Origin of the sequence: Bacillus sp. FSL W8-0629, assembly GCF_038593225.1 — a bacterium.
Taxonomy (GTDB): domain Bacteria; phylum Bacillota; class Bacilli; order Bacillales; family Bacillaceae; genus Bacillus; species Bacillus altitudinis.
On the sequence record NZ_CP151975.1, the window covers coordinates 2,721,064 to 2,741,985 of the forward strand.

Consider the following 20,922-nt stretch of genomic DNA (forward strand, 5'->3'; position numbering starts at 1 on the left):
ATTATATGTAGTCTTCTTACGATGAAAAATAGTCTCTACCATGAATATCATAATCATATTTTTTTTGCTTTATCAAGCACTTCTTGTGTAACATGAAAAGAAACAGGGCAAACCTTTACTAAGTTTGTGCACAAGGAGGAGATTGTTATGCAATTAACGGTTTATTTAGCTGGAGAAATTCATAGCCAGTGGCGCGATGAAATTAAGGAAAAAAGCCAGTCTTTGAAACTACCAGTGACGTTTGTTGGCCCAATGGAGAATCATGACCGATCAGATAACATCGGAGAAGATATTTTAGGCGGGCAGCCAAATGCCATCTTGAAAGACGATGCGGCTTCTGATTTGAACAATTTCCGCACCGAACTATTATTAAATAAGGCAGACGTTGTCATCGCCCGCTTTGGTGAGAAATATAAACAGTGGAACACGGCAATGGATGCTTCTTCTGCCATCGCCAAAGGAAAACCCCTTATTTTGATTCGTCCTAAAGAATTACATCATCCACTAAAGGAACTATCAAACAAAGCAAATATCACTGTCGAAACAGTGAATCAAGCAATTAAGGCGTTGTCATACGTGTTTGAACAAGAATAAGAAAAAGGGCTAAAATGAACTTGATTTTAGCCCTTTTTCTTCTTTTCAGCGTGATAGAAAACCTTTGCAGCCCTAGGAAGGACGAGTACTGGCGCGGAGCGAATTTCACATTCGTGAGCACCAGCACGCAGGACTGACAACGAATGCGAGGGTTTGGCTACACGCTGAAGGCTGTGCTCTTAAAAGAGGCAGCCTTTTTCTTATCGTTTACACTTGTTGATAAATCGAATCCACCGTGCTTTGATCACAATTTTTCACAAGACGAACAATTAATTCTTTTGCCGCTGCATAATCATCCACATGCAAGACAGAGTGACTTGTATGAATGTAACGCGCACATACACCAATAACAGCAGACGGTACACCTTGATTTGAGATATGGACACGTCCAGCATCCGTACCGCCTGGCGATACGAAATATTGATATGGAATATTGTTTGTTTCGGCTGTATCGAGGACAAATTCTCTCATGCCTCGGTGCGTAATCATCGTGCGATCATAAATACGAAGAAGTGCACCTTTTCCAAGCTGGCCAAATTGTGATTTGTCTCCCGTCACATCATTTGCGGGACTCGCATCTAGAGCAAAGAACAGATCAGGCTGAATCATATTTGCAGCTACCTCAGCCCCTCTGAGCCCTACTTCCTCTTGGACGGTTGCGCCTGAATATAGCTGACATGAAAGAGCTTCGTCTTTTAATTCTTTCAATAATTCAATGGCAAGTCCGCACCCATAGCGGTTATCCCAAGCTTTGGCTAAAATCTTTTTTGGATTGGCCATTGGGGTAAAGACCGTTGCAGGAACGATTTGCTGCCCTGGGCGAACGCCAAGCTCTTTCGCTTCTTCTTCACTGTCTGCACCAATATCAATCAGCATATCTGACGGTTTTACTGGTTTGCTTTTTTGTTCTGGTGTCAGAAGGTGAGGAGGTGTGCTAGATACAACGCCCGGAATTGGCCCGTGATCCGTATGAACATCCACACGCTGCGCAAGCATCACTTGACTCCACCAGCCGCCAAGTGTTTGAAAACGAATCATTCCGTTTTTCGTAATGGATGACACCATAAAGCCGACTTCATCCATATGACCAGCCACCATAATCTTCGGTGCGTTCTCTGGGCCTTTGCGGACACCAAACACTCCGCCAAGACGATCCTGTATGAGTTCATCGGAATATTTCTCAAGTTCCTTTTTCATAAAAGCACGCACATGGTGCTCATTACCTGGAGTCCCTTGTAGTTCTGTTAAATTTCGGAAAAGCGACATTGTTTCTTCGTTCATTTGACAGTTACCCTCATTTCTATGTAATGACCATATAAATTCCTATAAAAATAACACTCACTTTATACTATAAGAATTCTTTCGGTTTTCCAAGTATCTCTCCAGAAATTTTGAATATGCTTTCAAGTATTCGGATTTCTTAACATCGCTGGACAAGTTTTGTATAATGGAAAAAACAGCAATACGGAGGTGCAGCACGTTGAAGTTAAAACATGTTCTGATTGGTGCGAGTATTGGCGTAGCCGCTGCAATTGTTGCAAAGAAAGTCTTTTTCCCGACGTATATCTCGTCTGAAAAAGCGTTAAAAATTGTGAAATCCGCTTTTAAACAGCGCGGCCCGATTGATGGCTCTTGGATTTATACTGTACCAGAACCGTATACCGTAAATGGTGAAACGATTGATGTGTACAAATCTGGCATTACACGCTCCGCCTTTGGCGAGCTGGAACAGTATGAAGTCATGATTGATGCAAAAACAGGCATGATCGTTGATGTCATTGATTCTGTTGCTTAATAAGAAAGCTTCGCAAAGACAAGTCCTTGCGAAGCTTTTTTTAGATGGCTTTGATTTTTTTGTATACAGGGTGCCACATGGCGTCTTGCACAGCCTGAATGAGGTCATCAGGGGTTTCTTCCGCAATTCCTTCGTCAATCGCTGCTTGTGCCACACGGACAGCCACTGTCGCTGAAACCGTTCTGAGCTGATCAACACTTGGAAGCATCGCAGCACCCGGTTTTCCGACATTGACCATGCTCGCAATCGCTTCAGCACTCGCAACAAACATGCTGTCTGTCATGAGACGGGCTTTACACACAATCGTTCCAAGACCAAGCCCTGGAAACACAAGGGCATTATTTGCCTGCCCAATTTCATATGTCACACCGCCATATTCAACTGGATCAAACGGGCTTCCCGTTGTGACAAGCGCACGTCCTTCTGTCCACTCAATGAGATCTTCCGGCTTTGCCTCTGAAAGAGGTGTCGGGTTTGACATCGGTAAAATCGCTGGCCGCTCTACATGTGACGCCATTTCTTTCACTATTTCCTCTGTAAATGCCCCACCTACAGTTGAGGTACCAATTAAGATCGTAGGTTTCGCCTGCTTCACGACCTCTAACAAATCAATTGAATGCTTTGGACCATTACGTGCATAATCCTTCACTTCATCAGAACGTCTTGCATACGGCTTTTGGAATGGCTGAATGTCGGGTGAATCATCTGTGAGCAATCCCGTTTTATCAATACACCAGAAATGATCATATGATTCCTCTTCTTTGACACCATCTCTCACGATGGCATCACGAATTTGCTCGGCTATACCAATCCCTGCTGTACCTGCTCCAAAGATCACGATTCGGTGATCTTTCAGCGGAACCTTCGATGCTTTTGCACAAGCCAGAACCGCAGCAAGTGAAACGGCTCCAGTTCCTTGAATATCATCATTAAACGTACAAATACGGTCCTTATATTTTTCCAAAATGGCGCGCGCATTTTTTGTACCGAAGTCTTCCCAGTGAAGAAGTGCATTTGGAAAAGTCGCACGGGCAAGCTCAACATATTGATCAATAAACTGATCATAGCGCTCTCCTCGAACGCGGGAGTGCTGATTTCCCACATAAAGCGGATCATTTAAAAGGCTTTCTTGGTTGGTTCCAGCATCAAGCACCACTGCCAGTACACGGCTAGGATCAATACCTGCTGCGGCTGTATAAACAGCCAGTTTTCCGACTGAAATCGCGATTCCACCAACACCCCAGTCACCGATGCCTAAAATTCCTTCTGCATCTGTTGCGACAATGAGATCAATTGATTCATCCACTCCGTAAGATGCAAAAATTTCTTCCATTCCTTCTAGGTCATCAATGGATAAATAAATTCCTCTTGGCTTTCTATACTCGTGGCTGTAACGCTGAATCGCTGTTCCTACGGTCGGTGTGTAAACAATCGGCAGCATTTCTGCCAAATGCTCATTTAATAATTTATAAAAGAGCACTTCATTTCTGTCATGAAGCGCAGTTAAATAGACATTTTTCCCAAGTGCGTCCGGCTGTGCTTTGAACTGTTCATATGCACGCTTTGCTTGATCTTCTAGTGTTAACACCTTCGGCGGCAGAAATCCCTTTAACCCAAGCTCTTCCCGCTCTTCCTTTGTAAATGCGACCCCTTTGTTTAAATACGGGACAGACATGACTTCCATCCCTCTTAACGGTGTCTCGATGACATCACCATGTACACGATAAAATTGATTCACCTGCACTCTTCCTTTCACAAGTTCATTTTGTCGTTATTTTGTGTGAAAGGCGAAAAAACATACAGATGATCTTTTATCTTCCGGTTTCTCTTTTGACCTCATGGGTCATTGCCCCGTCTTCATCCCACTTTACAGCACGGTAGATGGCATCATGATAAAACAAGTACCATGCATTGTTTTCTTCGGCAAATGCCTGCCATTTTTGCTTCGCCGGGATCGAGGTCATTGGATAATCATCGTATGCCAAGACCCAAAGCGGGTTTTTATGAGCGTGTGTCGGCATGATATCCGCTAAATGAATAGCTGTTTCTCCCTGACTTGTGAGCGTTAAGATGCTATGCCCATTGCTATGTCCACCTGTATGATGCAGGCGAATGCCTTCTGTTACTTCGATGCTATCTTCAAATGTCATGACTTGATCGGCAACAGGCTCCCAGTTTTCTTTCCAATATGTATTTCTTGAGCGGATGTTCGGTGCTCTCATTTCGTCCCATTCAATTTTGGACGTGATGATTTTTGCTTGCTGAAAAACAGACACAAGCTTATCGCCTTCACGTTTTGTCAGCCCGCTTGCATGATCAAAATGCAAATGAGTCATTAAGACGTAATCTATATCAGATGGGCGCAAACCGAGAGCCGCAAGTGATTCTTCTATTTTCGTTTCCTCTGTGACGCCATAATTGCGTTTTTGTTTCTCTGTCAGCTTCCCTGACCCGATGCCGGAATCTACTAACAGATGAAGACCGTTCCACCGTATGAGCATTGGATCACACCGTAATTCAATTTGATTTCGATCATTCACAGGGTATTTTTTTGACCATAATGGCTTTGGCACCACGCCAAACATGGCACCGCCATCCATGTGTGTATCTCCCCCATTTAACCAGAACAGTTCCATTTCACCTATTTTCATTGTCTCCATTGCTGTCATCCCTCCTTTTTCTATCGTAGCAAATACAAAGAAAAATCGCATGTACTAATCTTTTCATCAAAAAAGCTGACCGCAATCGTTCGTTGCAGCCAGCTTTGTTCGCTTGTTATTCAGGGAATTTTACTTCTGATCGATAGATCGGTTGTCCCATGGAAGAGAATTTCTCTTCATATTCTGTCATGACATTTCCTTCGAGACCATCCTCATGTAAATCAAGGCTCACATATGTTAAAAGGAGTCCGTAAGACGAAAAACTTTTCAAGGAATATTCAAATAGTCCGCGGTTATCGGTTTTGAAATGTAATTCACCGCCTGGACGGAGGATCTGTTCATATCGCTTTAAAAAGGCTTTAAACGTCAACCTACGTTTTTCATGCCTTGATTTTGGCCACGGATCAGAGAAGTTCAAATACACCCGATCAATCTCATTTTCCGCAAAGACATCTGTCAGTGTCTCTGCGTTGATGTTTAGAAGCTTTACGTTTTCTACATCTGTTTCTTTGATTTTATCGACTGCCGTCACAATGACACTTTTAAATAATTCAATGCCGATATAGTTTATCTCAGGATGAAGCTTGCCCATTCCGGCAATAAAGCTCCCTTTTCCTGTACCGACTTCTATATGGATTGGATGATCATTTCCAAACAGCTCATGCCATTTCCCTTTGTATTGTTCAGGGTTGGCTAAAGCAATATGAGCATTTTCAGCTAAGTAATCATCCGCCCATGGTTTATGTCGCATTCTCAATTTGATACACCTCTATTTTCTTTACATTTTATCAAGATACCATGAAACATAAAGAGCCGCAAGACAGCATCTTATCCGCACATATGAAAAAGACCAGCTGCTAATTGGGCTGGTCTGCTTCATGTATAAAATCAAAGCTGAATGCACAGTTTAACCACATAAATGACACGCTTGAAAGGAGCATACGTATGGGATTAAACCGCCAACATCAGCTTCAATTAATCAAAGATATTTTAACTGATCACCAGCTGGATTGCTGCGGGACTGTTGCAGAATATGAACAGGTGGGACGCGTGATTCAATTAATGCTGGCAAAAGAAGATTTGGATGCTGACGTTCGTCAGCTGCTAACAGATATTTATGATTACAGCCAAAAAGGTACCTCTGTCAGTTCAATTGATGCACATATCGAAGCGCATCAATCGCATCTATCTGACTGGGTCGAGAACATTCCACTGTCTTAATGGATGTTTAACCGTTTTAAGAGTGCATGTAGCTCGGCTTGCACTTCTTTTTGCGCCTTTTCATTTCCTTTTCTTTTATGCCAAACGACAAACGAGACGGTTTCAGCCAGCACATACCATGCCATGCGTTTTCGCAAGTTGTCGGTCAGCGGAGCACCATACATAGAGAGCCAGCTTTCCCAGTTCTCTTCTTCAACATAATGGTATAAGAGCGGTCCAAGATCAATCGCTGGATCCGCAATCATTGCCCCGTCCCAATCAATTAAATAGAGCTGGTTTTCATCTGTCAGCAGCCAATTATTATGGTTGAGGTCACAATGGCATACGACCTTATCCTCGAAATGAACTGCCTCCACATGTTTCTCTAAATACTGGATGGCGCGCGTGATATCATGTGAGTCAATCTGCTCTTTTAAGATCGATGCCTTGAGATGCATCAAGATCGATGCCGGGTCAAGCGAGTGCTTTTCTAATCGTTTCAGCATATCGAGCAGCTCTTTTGATGTATGAATTTTTCTTAGCTGCTCCGCTACAGGACGGTCATTCATGTCCTTTGGCTTCAGCTCTCTGCCGCTCAGCCAGTGCTGCGCAGTAATGACATCCCCATTTTCCATCCGTTTTGTCCAGACAAGCTTCGGCACAATGCCTTCAGCTGACAAAACCGCAAGAAACGGTGACGTATTGCGTTTTAAAAATAGCTTTTGGTCATTGTGTGTTGCGAAGTACGCATCTCCCGTAGCGCCTCCAGCAGGAGAGATGTGCCATTCGCTACCTAATATTTGTCCCAACCAGTTCATATCAATTTTCAACCCATCATTTCTTAAAATATTTTAAATCATGCTTTTTTAGTCGACAAAATTCAGCCGATTGAGATCAATTGGCTGTTTATTTTTTATTTATATGATCATAAAAACAAAAAGGACAGCTATTGAGAATGAGATGCTAAACAATAGCCGTCCTATAGATTTTATCGCTACCTTCTTATACTCGTCAAGCAAAACTAGAAAAACAGGACAAGAACCTTATGAAAAGGGAAGTCTTTTTTCATGTTTCTTTTGCTCGTGCGCACACTGGCTGCTTCTTAGCCACGTAATTTTAACGATCGCTCACTAGCCTTAACAAACACTGGAGTGGCGCCAATCACTTCTCCATCAGCGTGAAATAGGATTTTTTCATCTGCCTCCAAGTAGGCTTCTTCATGCTGAAAAAGGGTGACTCCCTCCATTACAAGGTGCTTTTTAAAAACCATTGCACTTAAAAATAAGAGGACTTTCAATGGATTCAAATCCGTGACAACGATTGTTTGAAATCCTGATTGCCTCGCACTTGCTTCCGGCGCTGCTTCCAGCCCGCCTCCATAATATGGGTGATTACATACGATCACAAACCACACTTGGCGAAAAACTTTTCTCTCATTTTCAATAAAAAGAGCAAGGTCAAACGGTTTGAAAGACCATAACGAATGTAGAAAGGACAGCGGGTAGATGATAAACCCGAGTTTGAGTCGGTTGAGCCACTTTTTCCCTCTAAAATGGACCGTTCTCTTCAAGACATGCGCATCAAAACCAACACCAATATGATTGAGAAAAAGAACAGATTGCGGACTTTCTGCATGATCTTGAAAGGAACCGAGAGAAAATGTTTTCGTCAGCATCCTCTTTTGTTTTCTCACTTCTTTGATCACATCATGACGCTGGATGCCCAGCCCCTTCGCAGCATCATTCCAATGACCTGCTGGGACAAAGCTTAGCTGCACATGATCAATTTCTTTTAAACCATTCAGTACTTCATGAAATGTGCCGTCACCGCCAATGACGATCAGCCGTTTCAATCTGTCGTCTTGCATAGCGCTAATTTGTCTCGCCAAAACTTCGGCATGTCCTTCATGCTGGGTAAGAAACGATCTGTATGAGATCTCTACCTTTTGTAATTCTTTCTCTATGCTTCTCCAAGTGCGGAGTCCTTTTCCTTGTCCTGCTGCTGGATTGACGATAAAGTACCATTCATTCATATATTAGCTCCACTCAGGTCTCATTTTTTGGTGACCTTGATATGCCTTTAATCGAGCCATTCCTGCCTTCTTTTGCTGTCTGATTCACCATAAGCAAGCAATGCCTTTGTCGCTTTGAATTGCTGGTGCTTTGTCGGCGCCGTGTTTTTCCGCTGCTTGTCAAACCAATCCTCCGCTTTCTTCTTATCGACAACCTCCATCCCGAATGGAACTTCGGGCAAATCAATATACGAGGTGCGGCTGATGAGGATTTTTTTCACAGGAAGCTCTACACCACTTTGCTGTAAAATTTTTGACACAACAGTTCCAGAGCGCAGAAGGCTTGCACAAGGGTTTAAAACGGATTGAACAGCTTTTCCCGTCGCCCGCTTTTCCCAAAAACGTTCCTTCGATCCAATATATACGCTGTCTGGCTCTGCTTCTAAGAAAGATAAACAGATGACTTCAAGCGGTGTAATGAGCACTGGACACAATTCCATCTCAGCTTTTTGAATGAGCAGCACCGGCTTGTACATCACAAAATAAGAATCTGGCAGCTGCCTTGCAAGCATCCGCAGCTTTTCATCATAGCGAATGTGATGGGAGACAGTTGAAATATGAGAGATCGTCGAGCTGGCCCATTTTAACTGAACATCGTAAAGATGATCTTTAAAAAAGTGAATCAGCTTCGTTTCATCGGTAGGAACGTTTGTAAAGACACCTTGTTCTATATCTGTTGGCTCGTTAAAAAGACTCAGGTCCCGTTCCTTTTTCATATCGGCTTCTTTTTGCTTTCTTTTTAAGGAGAATTTCTTTCTCTTTTCTTCCTCTTGTTCAGGTGCTTGCTCGATGGCTTGGTCAGCCTGCTTTTGCACCTGCTCTTTGGAAGCCTTTTTTAACTCGTCCCATCTTTGTTTTTTCAATCGAATAAACTGATTGATGTAATGATGCGGGTCTTGTTCATATCGTGATATATAATCTTGGATTTTAATAATTTGCGCCATCTGCTGCTCACTCCAACCTCTAGAATCATTTATGTAGTGTAAATTGTTTGATCGCGTGATAACGCGGGGTTTCTTTTAGACGGATTTCAAATAAAGCGATACTAGAAACCTCCATCGAATATGGTACTTTCCGTAAGGGTGCTTGTTCTATATAGGACTGTTCCCTATTCCATTTGCGCGCAATCGTCATATGTGGATGAAAGGGTCTCTTTTCGACAGGATGACCTGCTGTCAAAACGGCTGCTTTCACTTTTTCTCTAAGATCCATCAAAGGCTTACTTTCACTAGGCTTTGCAAAAAAGACTCTCGGCCGCTCCTTTTGGCCAAATATCCCTACTTCATTCAGCTTCAGCGGGAAAGCAGACACCTCAGGAGACAGCTGTGCAAGTAGCTCAGAAATCTTATTTAAACGGTCCTCTGGAATCGCACCTAAAAACACAAGGGTAACATGATAATCAATGGGTGCTGTCCATTTTTGAAAGGAAAGTCCGCTCCTCTTGTCTATATCCGCTTTCATTTGATACGCGAGTTGTTCAGGGATTGGAATCCCGATAAAATAATGACGGCTTTCGGCCATATTTTCACCTGTCCTTTTTAACAAACTTTACGAATCCCCATTGATGATAGTATAACTAAAGTAATGCGGAATGAGAAGAAAGGGTGTCACATGATGAAGGTTGCACAAAATATAGCTGAATTAATAGGTCATACACCACTTGTAAAATTACAGCGCCTTCAGCCAGAACATGGCGCTGCTATTTATTTAAAACTGGAATCATTTAATCCTAGCGGAAGTGTAAAAGATCGGGCTGCTTACAATATGATCCTTGAGGCAGAAAAACAAGGAAAGCTCACAAAAGGGGCAACGATTATTGAACCAACAAGCGGGAATACAGGAATTGGCTTAGCGATGAACGCTGCTGCAAGAGGCTACAAAGCCATTCTGATCATGCCTGATACGATGACCCAAGAAAGAATCAATATTTTAAAGGCATACGGCGCACAGGTCGTCTTAACCCCGGGGGAGGAAAAAATGCCAGGCTGTATTCGCAAGGCAGAAGAATTAGCTGCTCAAATTCCTAACAGCTTTATTCCCATGCAATTTGACAATGATGCGAACCCCGATGCTCATAGAGGGACAACGGCTGTAGAAATTATTGATGCAGTGCAACAGATTGGACAGCCGCTTGCCGCTTTTGTCGCAACTGCTGGAACGGGCGGAACCATTACAGGCACTGGAGAGGAACTCAAAAAAGCATTCCCGGAATTGACGATACATGTGGCAGAGCCAAAGGGGTCTCCTGTTTTATCAGGCGGGAAACCTGGCAAACATAAGCTTGTTGGCACAAGTCCAGGATTTATCCCACAAATTTTAAACGAACAGGTGTATGATGAGATTGTACAAGTGAGTGATGAAGATGCTTACGACATCACACGAAAGCTCGCCCGTCTTGAAGGTATTTTAGTCGGTCCATCATCTGGCGCGGCATGCTATGCAGCCATTGAAGCAGCCAAGCAAATGCCAAAGGATCACATTGTCATTTGTATGACAGCAGACACGGGTGAACGTTATTTATCAAGTGATGTGTTTCAAGATTAAAAAAGGAACAGGGCGTATGCTCCTGTTCCTTTCAGATTGTTGACAAAGGGCTAAAATGAACTTTATTTTAGCCCTTTGTCTTCTTTTCAAAAACCTTTGCAGCCCTAGGAAGGACGAGTACTGGCGCGGAGCGAATTTGACATTCGTGAGCACCAGAGCGCAGGACTGACACCGAATGCGAGGGTTTGTCTACACGCTGAAAGGAACAACTCAGACCGTCTTGACCTCAGTCTGTTCGCCTGTCACAAGTAAAACTTGTTCATCATTGAGCGGGCATAAAGAGAGCGTATTTTGATCTTTCTCTATGATATGCTGCGCGGCTTCACCTAAATAAGGATTGTTTATATGCGGTACCGGATAGCTGTTGATCTCATTAAATCCTTCAAAGGAAGATAATTCTAGCGCTTTCTCCTGATCATCCATCAGTGAGATGTATTCAATGCTTGGCGCCATGATAATACTCCCCGCGGATTCTCCGATATACAGCTTGCCTTTGCCGATCTCTTCTTTCAATACACGATCGAGCCCGTGCTTTCTTAATTCTTGCAGCAAATAAAAGGTATTGCCGCCAGATACATACATGACATCATTCTTCCCAATGATCTGTGTGATCTCCTGAACCGTTTGCCCGGTCAGCTGAACAGTCTCTACACGCATTTCTAATTGATGAAAGGCTTCTTTTGCTGCATCGACATAGTGCGTGACTTCTTCCACTTCACTGGCTACCGGAATGAATGTCACACTTTTTCCTTTTAAGGTGCCGCCTGCAAAGTCAGACAAGAGAGAATAGCTGTCTTTGAATGAAGAGCATAAGAACATTTTTTTCACGGTGAAACCCCTCTTCTCTTTCCTTTTTTATTTCGCCAATTCATACATGGCTTGTGCATAAAGCGCAGTTGCTCGTAGTAAATCATCGATTTCGATATATTCATCCTTTTGATGTGCACAATCAGGTCTTCCTGGGAATAGAGGGCCAAAGGCAACGCCTGCTTCTAATGACCTTGCATACGTTCCTCCCCCAATTGCAATCAGATGGGCAGGATCTCCTGTTTGTTCTTCGTAGACACGCTGTAATGTTTTCACAAGTGGATGGTCTTTTGAGACGTGATGAGGAGGACTGTCATCAAATTTCTCAATCGCTGCCCCTTTTATTCGTTCAATCCCTTTTTTGACTTCCTCACCGTCCGCTGTTACGGGATAGCGGACATTCAGCCCAAGCTTCGCTTCTTCGTTTTGCGAATAGCGGATTGTGCCAACATTCAAGGTCAAGTCACCACTAATATCATCTTTACAAGCGATGCCGAGTTTTTGTCCTCTTGTGTCTTGATCAAATAAAGCATTTATTTGTGATGTAAAAGCGAGCCCTCTTTCATCTAATTCATGCGCACATAAGAATTTCGCCATATGAATGCCCGCATTTGTGCCATTCGCCGGCTCCATTGCATGAACTGATACACCTTTTAATGTGAATGTCAGTCCATCTGCTGTATGGTTTGTCTCACCGGTTAACTGATTTTCCGCAAGATAGGCTGCAAAAGCCGTTTTTAATGCTTCAGCATCGTGATCATTTGCTGCTGCCACAATCGCGCGAGCCTCATCTGGGACCATATTGAGACGCATGCCTGATGTGAATTGCTTAAGGATGTAACGCTTGTTTTCTTCTGATTGTTCGTATGTAAAGGATACGATGGCATCTATGATCCCTTTTTCAGCATGAATAATTGGAAAATCAGCATCTGGCGCAAAGCCAATTTGCGGCATCGCCTCATGCTTAAAATAGTGATCGACGCATCTCCAATCGCTTTCTTCATCTGTGCCAATGATGATTCGAATCTTTTTCGACAGCGGTAGACCGGCATCTTTTAACATTTTCAATGCGTAAAACGCCGCCATGGTCGGCCCTTTATCATCAATGGCTCCTCTTGCAAAGATTTTATTTTCTCTTATGTCCGCTGAAAATGGCGGGGTTGTCCAGTCGTCTCCCGCAGGCACGACATCCACATGGCATAGCACACCGACGATATCTTCGCCTTCTCCATATTCAATATGACCAGCATAACCATCAACATTTTTCACTTTGAAGCCCTCGTCCTGCCCTTTTTTGAGCATATACTGAAGAGCCTCATCCACTTTTTCACCGAACGGTTTTCCTACTGTGCCGCCTTCTTCATCCAAGACACTTTCAATTTGTAAAAAAGATTGTGTATCCTGAATCAAACTGTCTTTTTTTCGTATGACTTCTGCTTCCCAATTCATTTTTCCATTCCTCCTTGAAAAAAGGTTGCAATCCACCCTTAAAACGAATATTATATTAAGTGTTTTGTAATAATGTTCGTAAATGGAGGATTTTATGTTTCAGTTAAAAGAGAACCAAACCAACATAAAGAAAGAATTACTCGCTGGTATGACGACATTCTTTACGATGGTATATATTGTAGCCGTCAATCCAGGAATCCTTTCAGATGCAGGCATTCCTTTTGACCAAGTCTTTACTGCAACCATTATCGCTGCTGTTGTCGGTACCCTCTGGATGGCACTCTTTGCAAACTATCCGATTGCCATTGCACCAGGTATGGGGCTGAATGTCTATTTCACCGTCACTGTTGTCGGTGGTGGAGGTCTCAGCTATCAAACAGCATTTAGTGCGGTATTTGTTGCTGGAATACTCTTTATTATTTTATCGTTAACATCCCTTAGAAAACAACTCATTGAGGCGATTCCAGATAATTTAAAGTACGGAATTACAGCAGGTATCGGACTATTTATTGCATTCATTGGGCTAAGACAGTCTGGAATCATCACTGCTGATCCACAAAATCTTGTGAAACTTGGCAATTTAAGCTCACCTGTTGTCATTTTGACACTCGTTGGTTTAATGATTTCTGTCATATTAATGGTTCTTCAAGTGAATGGAGCGCTGTTTATCGGCATGTTAGCAACCACGTTAATTGCACTTGCAACAGGTCAGCTTCATTTTCCTAAAGTGCTAGTGGATACCCCAGCACTGCCTGAAGGAATGCTGATTACAAATCCATTCGCTGCGTTTGGCGATGTATTTTCCCATCACTTGTATGCTGTTGTCTTCTCCTTTTTACTTGTGACGATTTTTGATACAACAGGAACAATGATCGGGGTTGCGGAACAAGCAGGTTTAATGAAAAATGGTCAGCTCCCAAAAGTACGCAGAGCCTTACTTGCTGACTCTGCTGCAACGACAATTGGCTCAATGTTTGGAACAAGCCCAACCACAGCTTACATTGAATCCTCATCAGGAGTGGCTGCTGGCGGAAGAACTGGACTGACCTCTTTAACCGTTGCTGCATTGTTTATTGTGGCTTTGTTTTTTGGTCCACTCGTTCAAGCCATTTCGTCTTTGCCGTCCATCACTTCACCTGTCTTAATCATTGTCGGCTGTTTGATGATGAATTCAGTGTCACGTATTCGCTGGAATGAGCTTGACGAAGCATTTCCTGCTTTTCTTGTGATTCTTTCCATGCCGCTGACATCTAGCATCTCTACAGGAATTTCACTAGGATTTATTTCATATCCACTTGTGAAGCTGGCAAAAGGAAAATGGAAAGAAGTGCATATTCTTGTACTCATTTTCGCCGTCTTATTTTTCGTGCAGCTCTTTTTCTTAGAAGGATAACCAAAATAAAAAGACACATTTCTCATTTGAATGTGTCTTTTTTGTATGAATGATTTTTTATTTTGTAAATTTTCTGTGTTTATTTTTTGCTCTTTCTTAAGTGGCAATTTTCTTTATACACCTTGTGTTTATTGGGTTGTAACCGGATTCAAATCATGATATATACCATAATTTCATTCATGAAGACAAGTTTAAAAACACGTAAAGTTGACTTTTTGGTGGAACTAGATGCATAATAACGTGTATAATAGAATAAAACATTAAGAAACACGAACATTTACCATTGTTGCATGTCCTTATGTCGCAGTTTTAGTGTAGTAAGTTGTGGTTAGTCAAGTCCATCCGATCTTATTGATAGGGAGTGGTTTTTTGAAACCTTCAACAAACCGTATGATGACTCGAATAAAATCAGTTTATATGTTCATTCAAGAGAAAGGTCTTGTGACGACACAAGAGCTGGTTGATGAATTCGGGATCACACCTAGAACCATCCAAAGAGACTTAAACGTGCTTGCCTATAACGATCTTGTTCATAGTCCAAGCAGAGGCAAATGGGAAACAACGAGAAAAAAAGTAAAAATATCATCATAAGCGAATAATGAACTTCCATATAACAAAAAGAACCGGCGATATGCCGGTTCTTTTCATTTGCTCTATATTAATCACGATTGATTAAGCTGTCTAACTCTTCTTCCGTCAATTCACGGTATTCTCCTGGCGCCAAATCTTCGTCTAATGAAACAGCCCCCATCGAGAGCCGTTTTAAAAAGATCACTTCATTGCCCACGACTTGTGCCATCAGCTTCACTTGATGGTACTTCCCTTCAGTAATCGTTAAACGGATTCGTGTATCTGCCTCTTGGTTGGCATCTACTTCAACCTTCGCTGGCTTCGTTCGGTAGTCGTCTAAAATCACAACTCCCTCTTCAAGACGAGTGATGTCTTGATCTCCAAGCGGGTATTTTAGATGAACTTCATACGTTTTCGGGACATGCTTTTTCGGAGATAACAATTGATGAGCAAGCTGGCCGTCATTTGTAAGGAGGAGGAGACCGACTGTATCCTTATCCAGTCTCCCCACAGGGAATGGCTCCCTTGCCATATCCTCTGGCTCTAGTAAATCAACAACCGTCTCATCTCGCAGATCCTCCGTTGCTGAAATGACACCGTCTGGCTTGTTCATCATGAGATAAATGAATTCTTTATACTCTACACGCTCTCCATGCACGAGCACTTCATCATTTGTTGGATCGACATGATCTTTCACCTGCTTCGCCACTTCTCCATTCACTGTGACAGCCCGGGCCTTGACCAGCTTCTTTACATCTTTCCTTGAACCAAAGCCGGTATTGGCCAGCAATTTATCAAGCCTCATGCTTCTCCACCTCTTCTTAACTCTTTTTTCTTAAAAATGATGGCATCCGGCTGCCAAGTACACGCTCTAACAATCCAACTTTATAAGATAAGAACATATACACACCGCCGCCAGTAATCATTGAAATCAAAATAACAATACCAGCTTGTATGATTCCGCCTTCATATGAAATGACTTGACTCACAAGCTGACATGTCACATAAGCCACTACAGCCATGATTGCCGTTAAAATACCAATTAAAATAAACCGTTTGAAAATCCTGCGGAACGAATAGCCTGCATGACGCTTGATCATGATGAACATATACAAAATCGAGGCACTGTAGCCTAATGCCGTTGCAAGCACAGAACCGTTTCCTTGCAGCCAGCTAATCAGCGGGATATTGAGAACCGTTTTAATGATAATCCCTAACAAAAGACTGACGATCGCAAATTTTTGTTTGTTAATCCCTTGTAAAATCGCTGCGTTAATGGTGAATAAAGAAAACAGTAACGCAACAGGTGCATACCAAAACAAAATAGAAGTCCCAATCTCAGGATGCACAGACGGATAGAAAAACCAATAAACTGGTCCAGCCAATGCCGAAATGCCAAACGAAGCAGGCAGAACGAAGAATAAAATGACCTGCATCGTTTGATCAATTTGCCGATTCAGCAGCTTGTAATTTCGCGCTGTAAAGGATTCCGTTATGGTAGGAATCAATGTTAAACCAAATGCAGTTGCAAGTGACACAGGAATCATGACAAGCTTCGGTAAATATAACGTCACAATAGACAGAACCGCTGTACTAATATCCTGATGTCCTGATGCAATCATCGCTCTGTTAATTGTATTTGTATCAATATAAGAATAAATCGGAATGGCAAGCCCAACAAACACATAGGGTGCTGCATAACTGAACAGCTCTGTAAACATTTGCTTATAAGATAATCCAGAATAGTCCCCTGTATTCGGCTGCATTGCCAAAAGCCGATCTTTCCGCTTCAGCCAATATAAATAAAGCGTAAATAGACCGCCAAACGCACCAATGAGTGCGGCAAATGTGGCATAACCAACCGCAATAACAAGACCGCCGTCAAGCACTTTTAAAATGATAAACGTCGCTGTTAATAGGAAGATGATTCTGACAAGTTGTTCGATGACTTGGGAAACAGCTGTCGGGCCCATCATCGAGTGCCCTTGGAAAAACCCTCGCACAAGACTCATAATGGGTACAACCAATAGACCCAAACTGACCATCCGAATCACATAAACCACTTGATCGACCGTCAAACCGCCCGTTTCATTCGATCCTCCAAGCTGAATCTTGGCAAAGATCGGTGCGGTCAAATATAAAATAGAAAAGGCGATAATACCGGTGACAAGCATGACCGACATACCCGCCCTGAACATTTTTCTTGTTGTCTCATAATCGCCGATTGCATTATATTTAGAGACGAATTTCGATACCGCTGTTGGAAAACCGAGCGTAGCAATACTTAAAAAGATCGTATACTGATTGTATCCATATTGGAATAGCGCACCACCAGTCGCTCCGACCATTGCGCTAAATGGAATTAAGTAAATCATACCAAGAATACGAGAGAGATAAGTCCCTATCGTTAAAACCAACGTACCACGAAGCAGTTTATTAGACATGCGCTTAACCACCATTTTTCTAATGAATATTCAACTTAACTATTTTAACACATCATTTCATCGCACAGGTAACAAATCCAATACAGAAGTCACAAAACCAATCAATTCATATTTCAGCCTTCCCCAATCTTCGTTATAATAGAGAAATGACTGAAAGTAGAAAGAGGAATGTAACATGAAACATTATGATGTCATTGTCATTGGCGGTGGACCTTCTGGACTGATGGCCGCGATTGCATCGGCAGAACACGGTGCATCGGTTCTGTTAATTGACAAAGGAAACAAACTTGGCAGAAAGCTCGCCATTTCTGGCGGTGGACGCTGCAATGTGACCAATCGCCTTCCAGTAGAAGAAATCATCAAGCATATTCCCGGAAACGGCCGTTTTCTATATAGTGCATTTTCTGAGTTCAATAACGAGGATATTATTTCGTTCTTTGAAAATCTAGGTATTGAACTAAAAGAAGAAGACCATGGACGTATGTTCCCTGTCTCAAACAAAGCACAATCTGTTGTGGATGCCCTATTGGATAGGCTCCGCGTGCTCAATGTGACCATTCGAACGAATGAAAAGATTAAAACCGTTCTGTATCAAGACGGACAAGCAGCTGGAATTGTTACAAATAATGATGAAAAAATTTCAAGTCATGCCGTTGTCATTGCTGTTGGCGGGAAAAGTGTGCCGCATACAGGCTCTACTGGCGATGGCTATGCATGGGCAGAAGCCGCTGGCCATACCATTACAGAGCTCTTCCCAACCGAAGTACCCGTCACGTCAGACGAGCGTTTTATTAAGGACAAAGTGCTTCAAGGTCTTTCATTAAGAAGTGTGGCCGTGAGTGTTTTAAATAAAAAAGGAAAACCCGTCGTCACTCATGTCATGGATATGATCTTTACACACTTTGGCTTATCAGGTCCTGCCGTTCTGAGATGCAGCGGATTTGTTGTGAAGGAACTGAAAAAGCAACAGGCCGTCCGTCTTCAAATTGACTTATACCCAAAGCTCAATGACGAGGAGCTATTCCAAAAGCTTCATCGCGATCTAAAAGATGAACCAAAAAAAGCCATTAAAAATGTCCTGAAATCTTGGATGCAAGAGCGCTATTTATTGTTCCTTTTAGAACGAAATGGCATTGATCCGCAGGAGACATTTTCTGGTCTGGCTAAAGATAAACTGCGCGCTTTTGCTCATGATTGTAAACATTTCATCGTCCATGCAAATGGGACGCTTTCTTTAGATAAAGCCTTTGTTACAGGTGGCGGCGTTTCTGTCAAAGAAATTGAACCGAAGAAAATGGCATCCAAAAAAATGGCCGGTCTTTATTTCTGCGGAGAAATTTTAGATATTCACGGTTACACAGGCGGTTACAATATTACGTCAGCACTTGTGACAGGCAGGTTAGCTGGCATGAATGCCGCACTAGAAGTAAAGGAGAGATTTCAATGATTAGACGCGCACTTCCGATTGTCCTTGCAGTTGTCATTAGTTTGACAGCCGCTTTCTTTATGAAGCTGTCCATTACCCCGTTAAAAATCGCCATTATTTTAGCGTTTACGATTTTCGCAGTTTGTTTAAAAGAATATGTCTACCGTCTGCGCAAACGAATTGAAGAAAAGTCATCTTCACATATCGATGGTTGATAAATGGAAGCAAAACATGTTACGGTAAAATAGAGGTCGAGTGAGAAACTCGCCTCTTTTTGTTTGAAAATAGTTGAGACAGGGGATATTAAACAAAATCCTCTGCTTAAACGTGTAGAACAACAGGAGAGTGAGATGGTGTGAAAAACGTATCAAGTGTATTTTGGATTGTGATTGCTATCACATTTATTGCCGTTCTATGGGGAGCCTTTTCTCCAGAATCACTGCAAAATGTGACAGATCAAATTCAAACATACATTACAAATGACTTCGGCTGGTATTATTTATTAGTCGTATCACTGCTTGTCGGCTTTTGTCTATTCTTTATCTTTAGCCCTATCGGAAAAATTACATTAGGTAAGCCAGGTGAAGAGCCTGAATTTGGTCTTTTTTCTTGGTTTGCGATGCTATTTAGTGCTGGAATGGGCATTGGACTTGTTTTTTACGGAGCAGCTGAACCGATCAGTCATTATGCGATTCAATCACCAACGGGTGACACTGAAACTGCACAAGCCTTCCGTGATTCCCTTCGTTATACTTTTTTCCACTGGGGACTTCATGCATGGGCGATCTATGCCATTGTTGCGCTTTGCATTGCATACTTTAAATTTAGAAAAGATGCGCCTGGCTTAATCAGTGCAACACTGCAGCCAGTTTTAGGAGATAAAACGCACGGATGGATCGGAAAAACCATCGATTGTATTGCTGTGTTTGCGACAGTTGTTGGTGTTGCAACGAGCTTAGGATTAGGCGCAGCACAAATCAATGGCGGATTGGATTATCTATTTAACATTCCAAATGCCTTTAGCACACAATTGATTATTATCATCATTGTGACGGTGCTCTTCCTTGCATCTGCTCTTAGCGGTATTGGTAAAGGGATTAAATATTTAAGTAATATCAACATGGTATTAGCAGCTGTTCTGATGTTTTTCTTACTTTTGGTAGGTCCAACAGTTTATATTTTAAATTCATTTACTGACTCTATTGGACAATACTTATCCAACATCGTTCAAATGAGCTTTCGCTTATCTCCAAATGACCCTGAAAAGAGAGAATGGATTAACGGATGGACGATCTTTTATTGGGCATGGTGGATCTCTTGGGCACCATTTGTCGGGATCTTTATTGCACGTGTATCACGTGGACGAACCATTCGAGAGTTTTTAGTTGGTGTGTTAGTTGCTCCATCTATCCTTGTATTTCTTTGGTTCTCTATTTTCGGTGTTTCTGCGATGGACTTACAGCAAAAGAATATTGTCGATGTTGCAGGCCTTTCTACGGAAACCATGCTTTTTGGTGTACTAAATGAATATCCGCTGGCAATGATCACATCGATTCTAGCTCTTATTTTAATTGCGGTATTCTTTATCACATCAGCAGACTCAGCCACTTTTGTGCTTGGCATGCAGACAACCTATGGATCATTAAATCCATCCAATAGTGTAAAGATCAGCTGGGGTATTATCCAGTCAGCAGTTGCGGCAGTGCTCTTATTTTCAGGCGGTCTTGAAGCCTTGCAAAACACAGCCAAACTTGCTGCTTTGCCGTTCTCTGTTGTCATCATTTTAATGATTGTATCCCTGTACAAGTCACTAAATGAAGAACGAAGAGCGATTAAACAAGCAAATAAGTACAATAAACCAAGAAGTCCAAGAGTAAAAAAAGCATAATCATCACAAGAGAAAAGTCGTTCCTCATCCGAACGGCTTTTTTTCTCGTTGAAATAATTGAAGATTGTCATGACATTGTGT

21 protein-coding genes are annotated in these 20,922 nt (G+C 42.3%); 9 read left to right on the top strand and 12 right to left on the bottom strand.

The window, feature by feature from the left end:
* The first annotated feature begins 147 nt into the window (after positions 1–147).
* A complete protein-coding gene (locus NSQ17_RS14055; protein ID WP_007501817.1) occupies positions 148–594 on the top strand; it encodes a YtoQ family protein in 447 nt (148 codons plus the stop codon).
* Positions 595–801: 207 nt separating this feature from the next.
* Here the strand turns inward: NSQ17_RS14055 and NSQ17_RS14060 are convergent, their stop codons facing one another.
* Positions 802–1,875: a M42 family metallopeptidase gene (locus NSQ17_RS14060; RefSeq protein ID WP_017358321.1), complete on the bottom strand. Its 1,074-nt coding sequence runs from the start codon at positions 1,873–1,875 to the stop codon at positions 802–804.
* A gap of 199 nt (positions 1,876–2,074) precedes the next feature.
* Between NSQ17_RS14060 and NSQ17_RS14065 the strand changes: the two genes are divergently transcribed.
* Complete coding sequence (locus NSQ17_RS14065; protein WP_003217759.1) at positions 2,075–2,389, top strand: PepSY domain-containing protein; 315 nt, start codon at positions 2,075–2,077, stop codon at positions 2,387–2,389.
* A gap of 40 nt (positions 2,390–2,429) precedes the next feature.
* Here NSQ17_RS14065 and NSQ17_RS14070 read toward each other — a convergent pair whose 3' ends face one another.
* From NSQ17_RS14070 to trmB, 3 genes are all read right to left on the bottom strand, one after another.
* The gene (locus NSQ17_RS14070) at positions 2,430–4,127 is read right to left on the bottom strand and encodes an NAD-dependent malic enzyme (protein ID WP_008343042.1); all 1,698 of its coding nucleotides are present in this window, start codon (positions 4,125–4,127) and stop codon (positions 2,430–2,432) included.
* A 73-nt stretch (positions 4,128–4,200) separates the two neighbouring features.
* On the bottom strand, positions 4,201–5,049 hold the full coding sequence (locus NSQ17_RS14075; RefSeq protein WP_024719284.1) for an MBL fold metallo-hydrolase: 849 nt from the start codon (positions 5,047–5,049) through the stop codon (positions 4,201–4,203).
* Positions 5,050–5,164: 115 nt separating this feature from the next.
* Entirely contained in the window at positions 5,165–5,806 is a 642-nt protein-coding gene (gene trmB, locus NSQ17_RS14080) for a tRNA (guanosine(46)-N7)-methyltransferase TrmB (protein ID WP_025207815.1), read from the bottom strand.
* Between the two features lie 188 nt (positions 5,807–5,994).
* Between trmB and NSQ17_RS14085 the strand changes: the two genes are divergently transcribed.
* On the top strand, positions 5,995–6,270 hold the full coding sequence (locus tag NSQ17_RS14085) for a YtzH-like family protein (RefSeq protein WP_024719286.1): 276 nt from the start codon (positions 5,995–5,997) through the stop codon (positions 6,268–6,270).
* Here the strand turns inward: NSQ17_RS14085 and NSQ17_RS14090 are convergent.
* From NSQ17_RS14090 to thpR, 4 genes are all read right to left on the bottom strand, one after another.
* Positions 6,267–7,067 carry a phosphotransferase family protein gene (locus NSQ17_RS14090; protein ID WP_025207816.1) on the bottom strand — a complete coding sequence of 267 codons (801 nt, stop codon included), beginning with the start codon at positions 7,065–7,067 and terminating at the stop codon, positions 6,267–6,269. The two genes, NSQ17_RS14085 and NSQ17_RS14090, sit on opposite strands and share 4 nt — an antisense overlap.
* A gap of 284 nt (positions 7,068–7,351) precedes the next feature.
* The gene (locus NSQ17_RS14095; RefSeq protein ID WP_007501831.1) at positions 7,352–8,281 is read right to left on the bottom strand and encodes a YegS/Rv2252/BmrU family lipid kinase; all 930 of its coding nucleotides are present in this window, start codon (positions 8,279–8,281) and stop codon (positions 7,352–7,354) included.
* A gap of 47 nt (positions 8,282–8,328) precedes the next feature.
* Complete coding sequence (locus tag NSQ17_RS14100; protein ID WP_039168403.1) at positions 8,329–9,264, bottom strand: hypothetical protein; 936 nt, start codon at positions 9,262–9,264, stop codon at positions 8,329–8,331.
* A gap of 25 nt (positions 9,265–9,289) precedes the next feature.
* Positions 9,290–9,841 (bottom strand): RNA 2',3'-cyclic phosphodiesterase, encoded by a 552-nt coding sequence (gene thpR / locus NSQ17_RS14105; protein ID WP_342468106.1) that lies wholly within the window; start codon positions 9,839–9,841, stop codon positions 9,290–9,292.
* A 90-nt stretch (positions 9,842–9,931) separates the two neighbouring features.
* Between thpR and cysK the strand changes: the two genes are divergently transcribed.
* Positions 9,932–10,864, top strand: coding sequence for a cysteine synthase A (gene cysK / locus NSQ17_RS14110; RefSeq protein ID WP_160757440.1), 933 nt, complete (start codon positions 9,932–9,934; stop codon positions 10,862–10,864).
* Between the two features lie 210 nt (positions 10,865–11,074).
* On the opposite strand, the gene NSQ17_RS14115 is transcribed toward cysK, so the two are convergent.
* Both NSQ17_RS14115 and pepV read right to left on the bottom strand, forming a co-directional pair.
* Positions 11,075–11,692: a Type 1 glutamine amidotransferase-like domain-containing protein gene (locus NSQ17_RS14115; RefSeq protein WP_342467535.1), complete on the bottom strand. Its 618-nt coding sequence runs from the start codon at positions 11,690–11,692 to the stop codon at positions 11,075–11,077.
* Between the two features lie 27 nt (positions 11,693–11,719).
* Positions 11,720–13,120: a dipeptidase PepV gene (pepV, locus tag NSQ17_RS14120; RefSeq protein ID WP_342467536.1), complete on the bottom strand. Its 1,401-nt coding sequence runs from the start codon at positions 13,118–13,120 to the stop codon at positions 11,720–11,722.
* A gap of 94 nt (positions 13,121–13,214) precedes the next feature.
* Between pepV and NSQ17_RS14125 the strand changes: the two genes are divergently transcribed.
* Together NSQ17_RS14125 and NSQ17_RS14130 are read left to right on the top strand one after the other, a co-directional pair.
* Positions 13,215–14,513: an NCS2 family permease gene (locus NSQ17_RS14125; protein ID WP_017358329.1), complete on the top strand. Its 1,299-nt coding sequence runs from the start codon at positions 13,215–13,217 to the stop codon at positions 14,511–14,513.
* Between the two features lie 369 nt (positions 14,514–14,882).
* Positions 14,883–15,104 (top strand): DeoR family transcriptional regulator, encoded by a 222-nt coding sequence (locus NSQ17_RS14130; RefSeq protein WP_008356419.1) that lies wholly within the window; start codon positions 14,883–14,885, stop codon positions 15,102–15,104.
* Positions 15,105–15,171: 67 nt separating this feature from the next.
* Here the strand turns inward: NSQ17_RS14130 and NSQ17_RS14135 are convergent, their stop codons facing one another.
* Together NSQ17_RS14135 and NSQ17_RS14140 are read right to left on the bottom strand one after the other, a co-directional pair.
* Positions 15,172–15,888 (bottom strand): pseudouridine synthase, encoded by a 717-nt coding sequence (locus NSQ17_RS14135; RefSeq protein WP_342467537.1) that lies wholly within the window; start codon positions 15,886–15,888, stop codon positions 15,172–15,174.
* A gap of 16 nt (positions 15,889–15,904) precedes the next feature.
* The gene (locus NSQ17_RS14140) at positions 15,905–17,527 is read right to left on the bottom strand and encodes a polysaccharide biosynthesis protein (RefSeq protein ID WP_017358331.1); all 1,623 of its coding nucleotides are present in this window, start codon (positions 17,525–17,527) and stop codon (positions 15,905–15,907) included.
* Positions 17,528–17,702: 175 nt separating this feature from the next.
* Here NSQ17_RS14140 and NSQ17_RS14145 point away from each other — a divergent pair, with 175 nt between their 5' ends.
* The 3 genes from NSQ17_RS14145 to NSQ17_RS14155 all read left to right on the top strand — a co-directional run bounded on the left by NSQ17_RS14145 (position 17,703) and on the right by NSQ17_RS14155 (position 20,841).
* A complete protein-coding gene (locus NSQ17_RS14145) occupies positions 17,703–18,974 on the top strand; it encodes an NAD(P)/FAD-dependent oxidoreductase (RefSeq protein WP_073415770.1) in 1,272 nt (423 codons plus the stop codon).
* Positions 18,971–19,168: a hypothetical protein gene (locus tag NSQ17_RS14150; protein WP_008343027.1), complete on the top strand. Its 198-nt coding sequence runs from the start codon at positions 18,971–18,973 to the stop codon at positions 19,166–19,168. The genes NSQ17_RS14145 and NSQ17_RS14150 overlap by 4 nt, the downstream gene beginning before the upstream one ends.
* Before the next feature lie 140 nt (positions 19,169–19,308).
* Entirely contained in the window at positions 19,309–20,841 is a 1,533-nt protein-coding gene (locus NSQ17_RS14155) for a BCCT family transporter (protein ID WP_041093413.1), read from the top strand.
* Positions 20,842–20,922 lie beyond the last annotated feature (81 nt).

Bases quoted from the DNA above. Each gene is read 5' to 3' on its own strand.
- NSQ17_RS14090 (WP_025207816.1), bottom strand. From the start codon at position 7,067: ATGAACTGGTTGGGACAAATATTAGGTAGCGAATGGCACATCTCTCCT.
- thpR (WP_342468106.1), bottom strand. From the start codon at position 9,841: ATGGCCGAAAGCCGTCATTATTTTATCGGGATTCCAATCCCTGAACAA.
- NSQ17_RS14095 (WP_007501831.1), bottom strand. From the start codon at position 8,281: ATGAATGAATGGTACTTTATCGTCAATCCAGCAGCAGGACAAGGAAAA.
- NSQ17_RS14055 (WP_007501817.1), top strand. From the start codon at position 148: ATGCAATTAACGGTTTATTTAGCTGGAGAAATTCATAGCCAGTGGCGC.
- NSQ17_RS14135 (WP_342467537.1), bottom strand. From the start codon at position 15,888: ATGAGGCTTGATAAATTGCTGGCCAATACCGGCTTTGGTTCAAGGAAA.
- NSQ17_RS14085 (WP_024719286.1), top strand. From the start codon at position 5,995: ATGGGATTAAACCGCCAACATCAGCTTCAATTAATCAAAGATATTTTA.
- NSQ17_RS14140 (WP_017358331.1), bottom strand. From the start codon at position 17,527: ATGTCTAATAAACTGCTTCGTGGTACGTTGGTTTTAACGATAGGGACT.
- cysK (WP_160757440.1), top strand. From the start codon at position 9,932: ATGATGAAGGTTGCACAAAATATAGCTGAATTAATAGGTCATACACCA.
- NSQ17_RS14060 (WP_017358321.1), bottom strand. From the start codon at position 1,875: ATGAACGAAGAAACAATGTCGCTTTTCCGAAATTTAACAGAACTACAA.
- NSQ17_RS14100 (WP_039168403.1), bottom strand. From the start codon at position 9,264: ATGGCGCAAATTATTAAAATCCAAGATTATATATCACGATATGAACAA.
- pepV (WP_342467536.1), bottom strand. From the start codon at position 13,120: ATGAATTGGGAAGCAGAAGTCATACGAAAAAAAGACAGTTTGATTCAG.
- NSQ17_RS14125 (WP_017358329.1), top strand. From the start codon at position 13,215: ATGTTTCAGTTAAAAGAGAACCAAACCAACATAAAGAAAGAATTACTC.
- NSQ17_RS14150 (WP_008343027.1), top strand. From the start codon at position 18,971: ATGATTAGACGCGCACTTCCGATTGTCCTTGCAGTTGTCATTAGTTTG.
- NSQ17_RS14145 (WP_073415770.1), top strand. From the start codon at position 17,703: ATGAAACATTATGATGTCATTGTCATTGGCGGTGGACCTTCTGGACTG.
- NSQ17_RS14075 (WP_024719284.1), bottom strand. From the start codon at position 5,049: ATGGAGACAATGAAAATAGGTGAAATGGAACTGTTCTGGTTAAATGGG.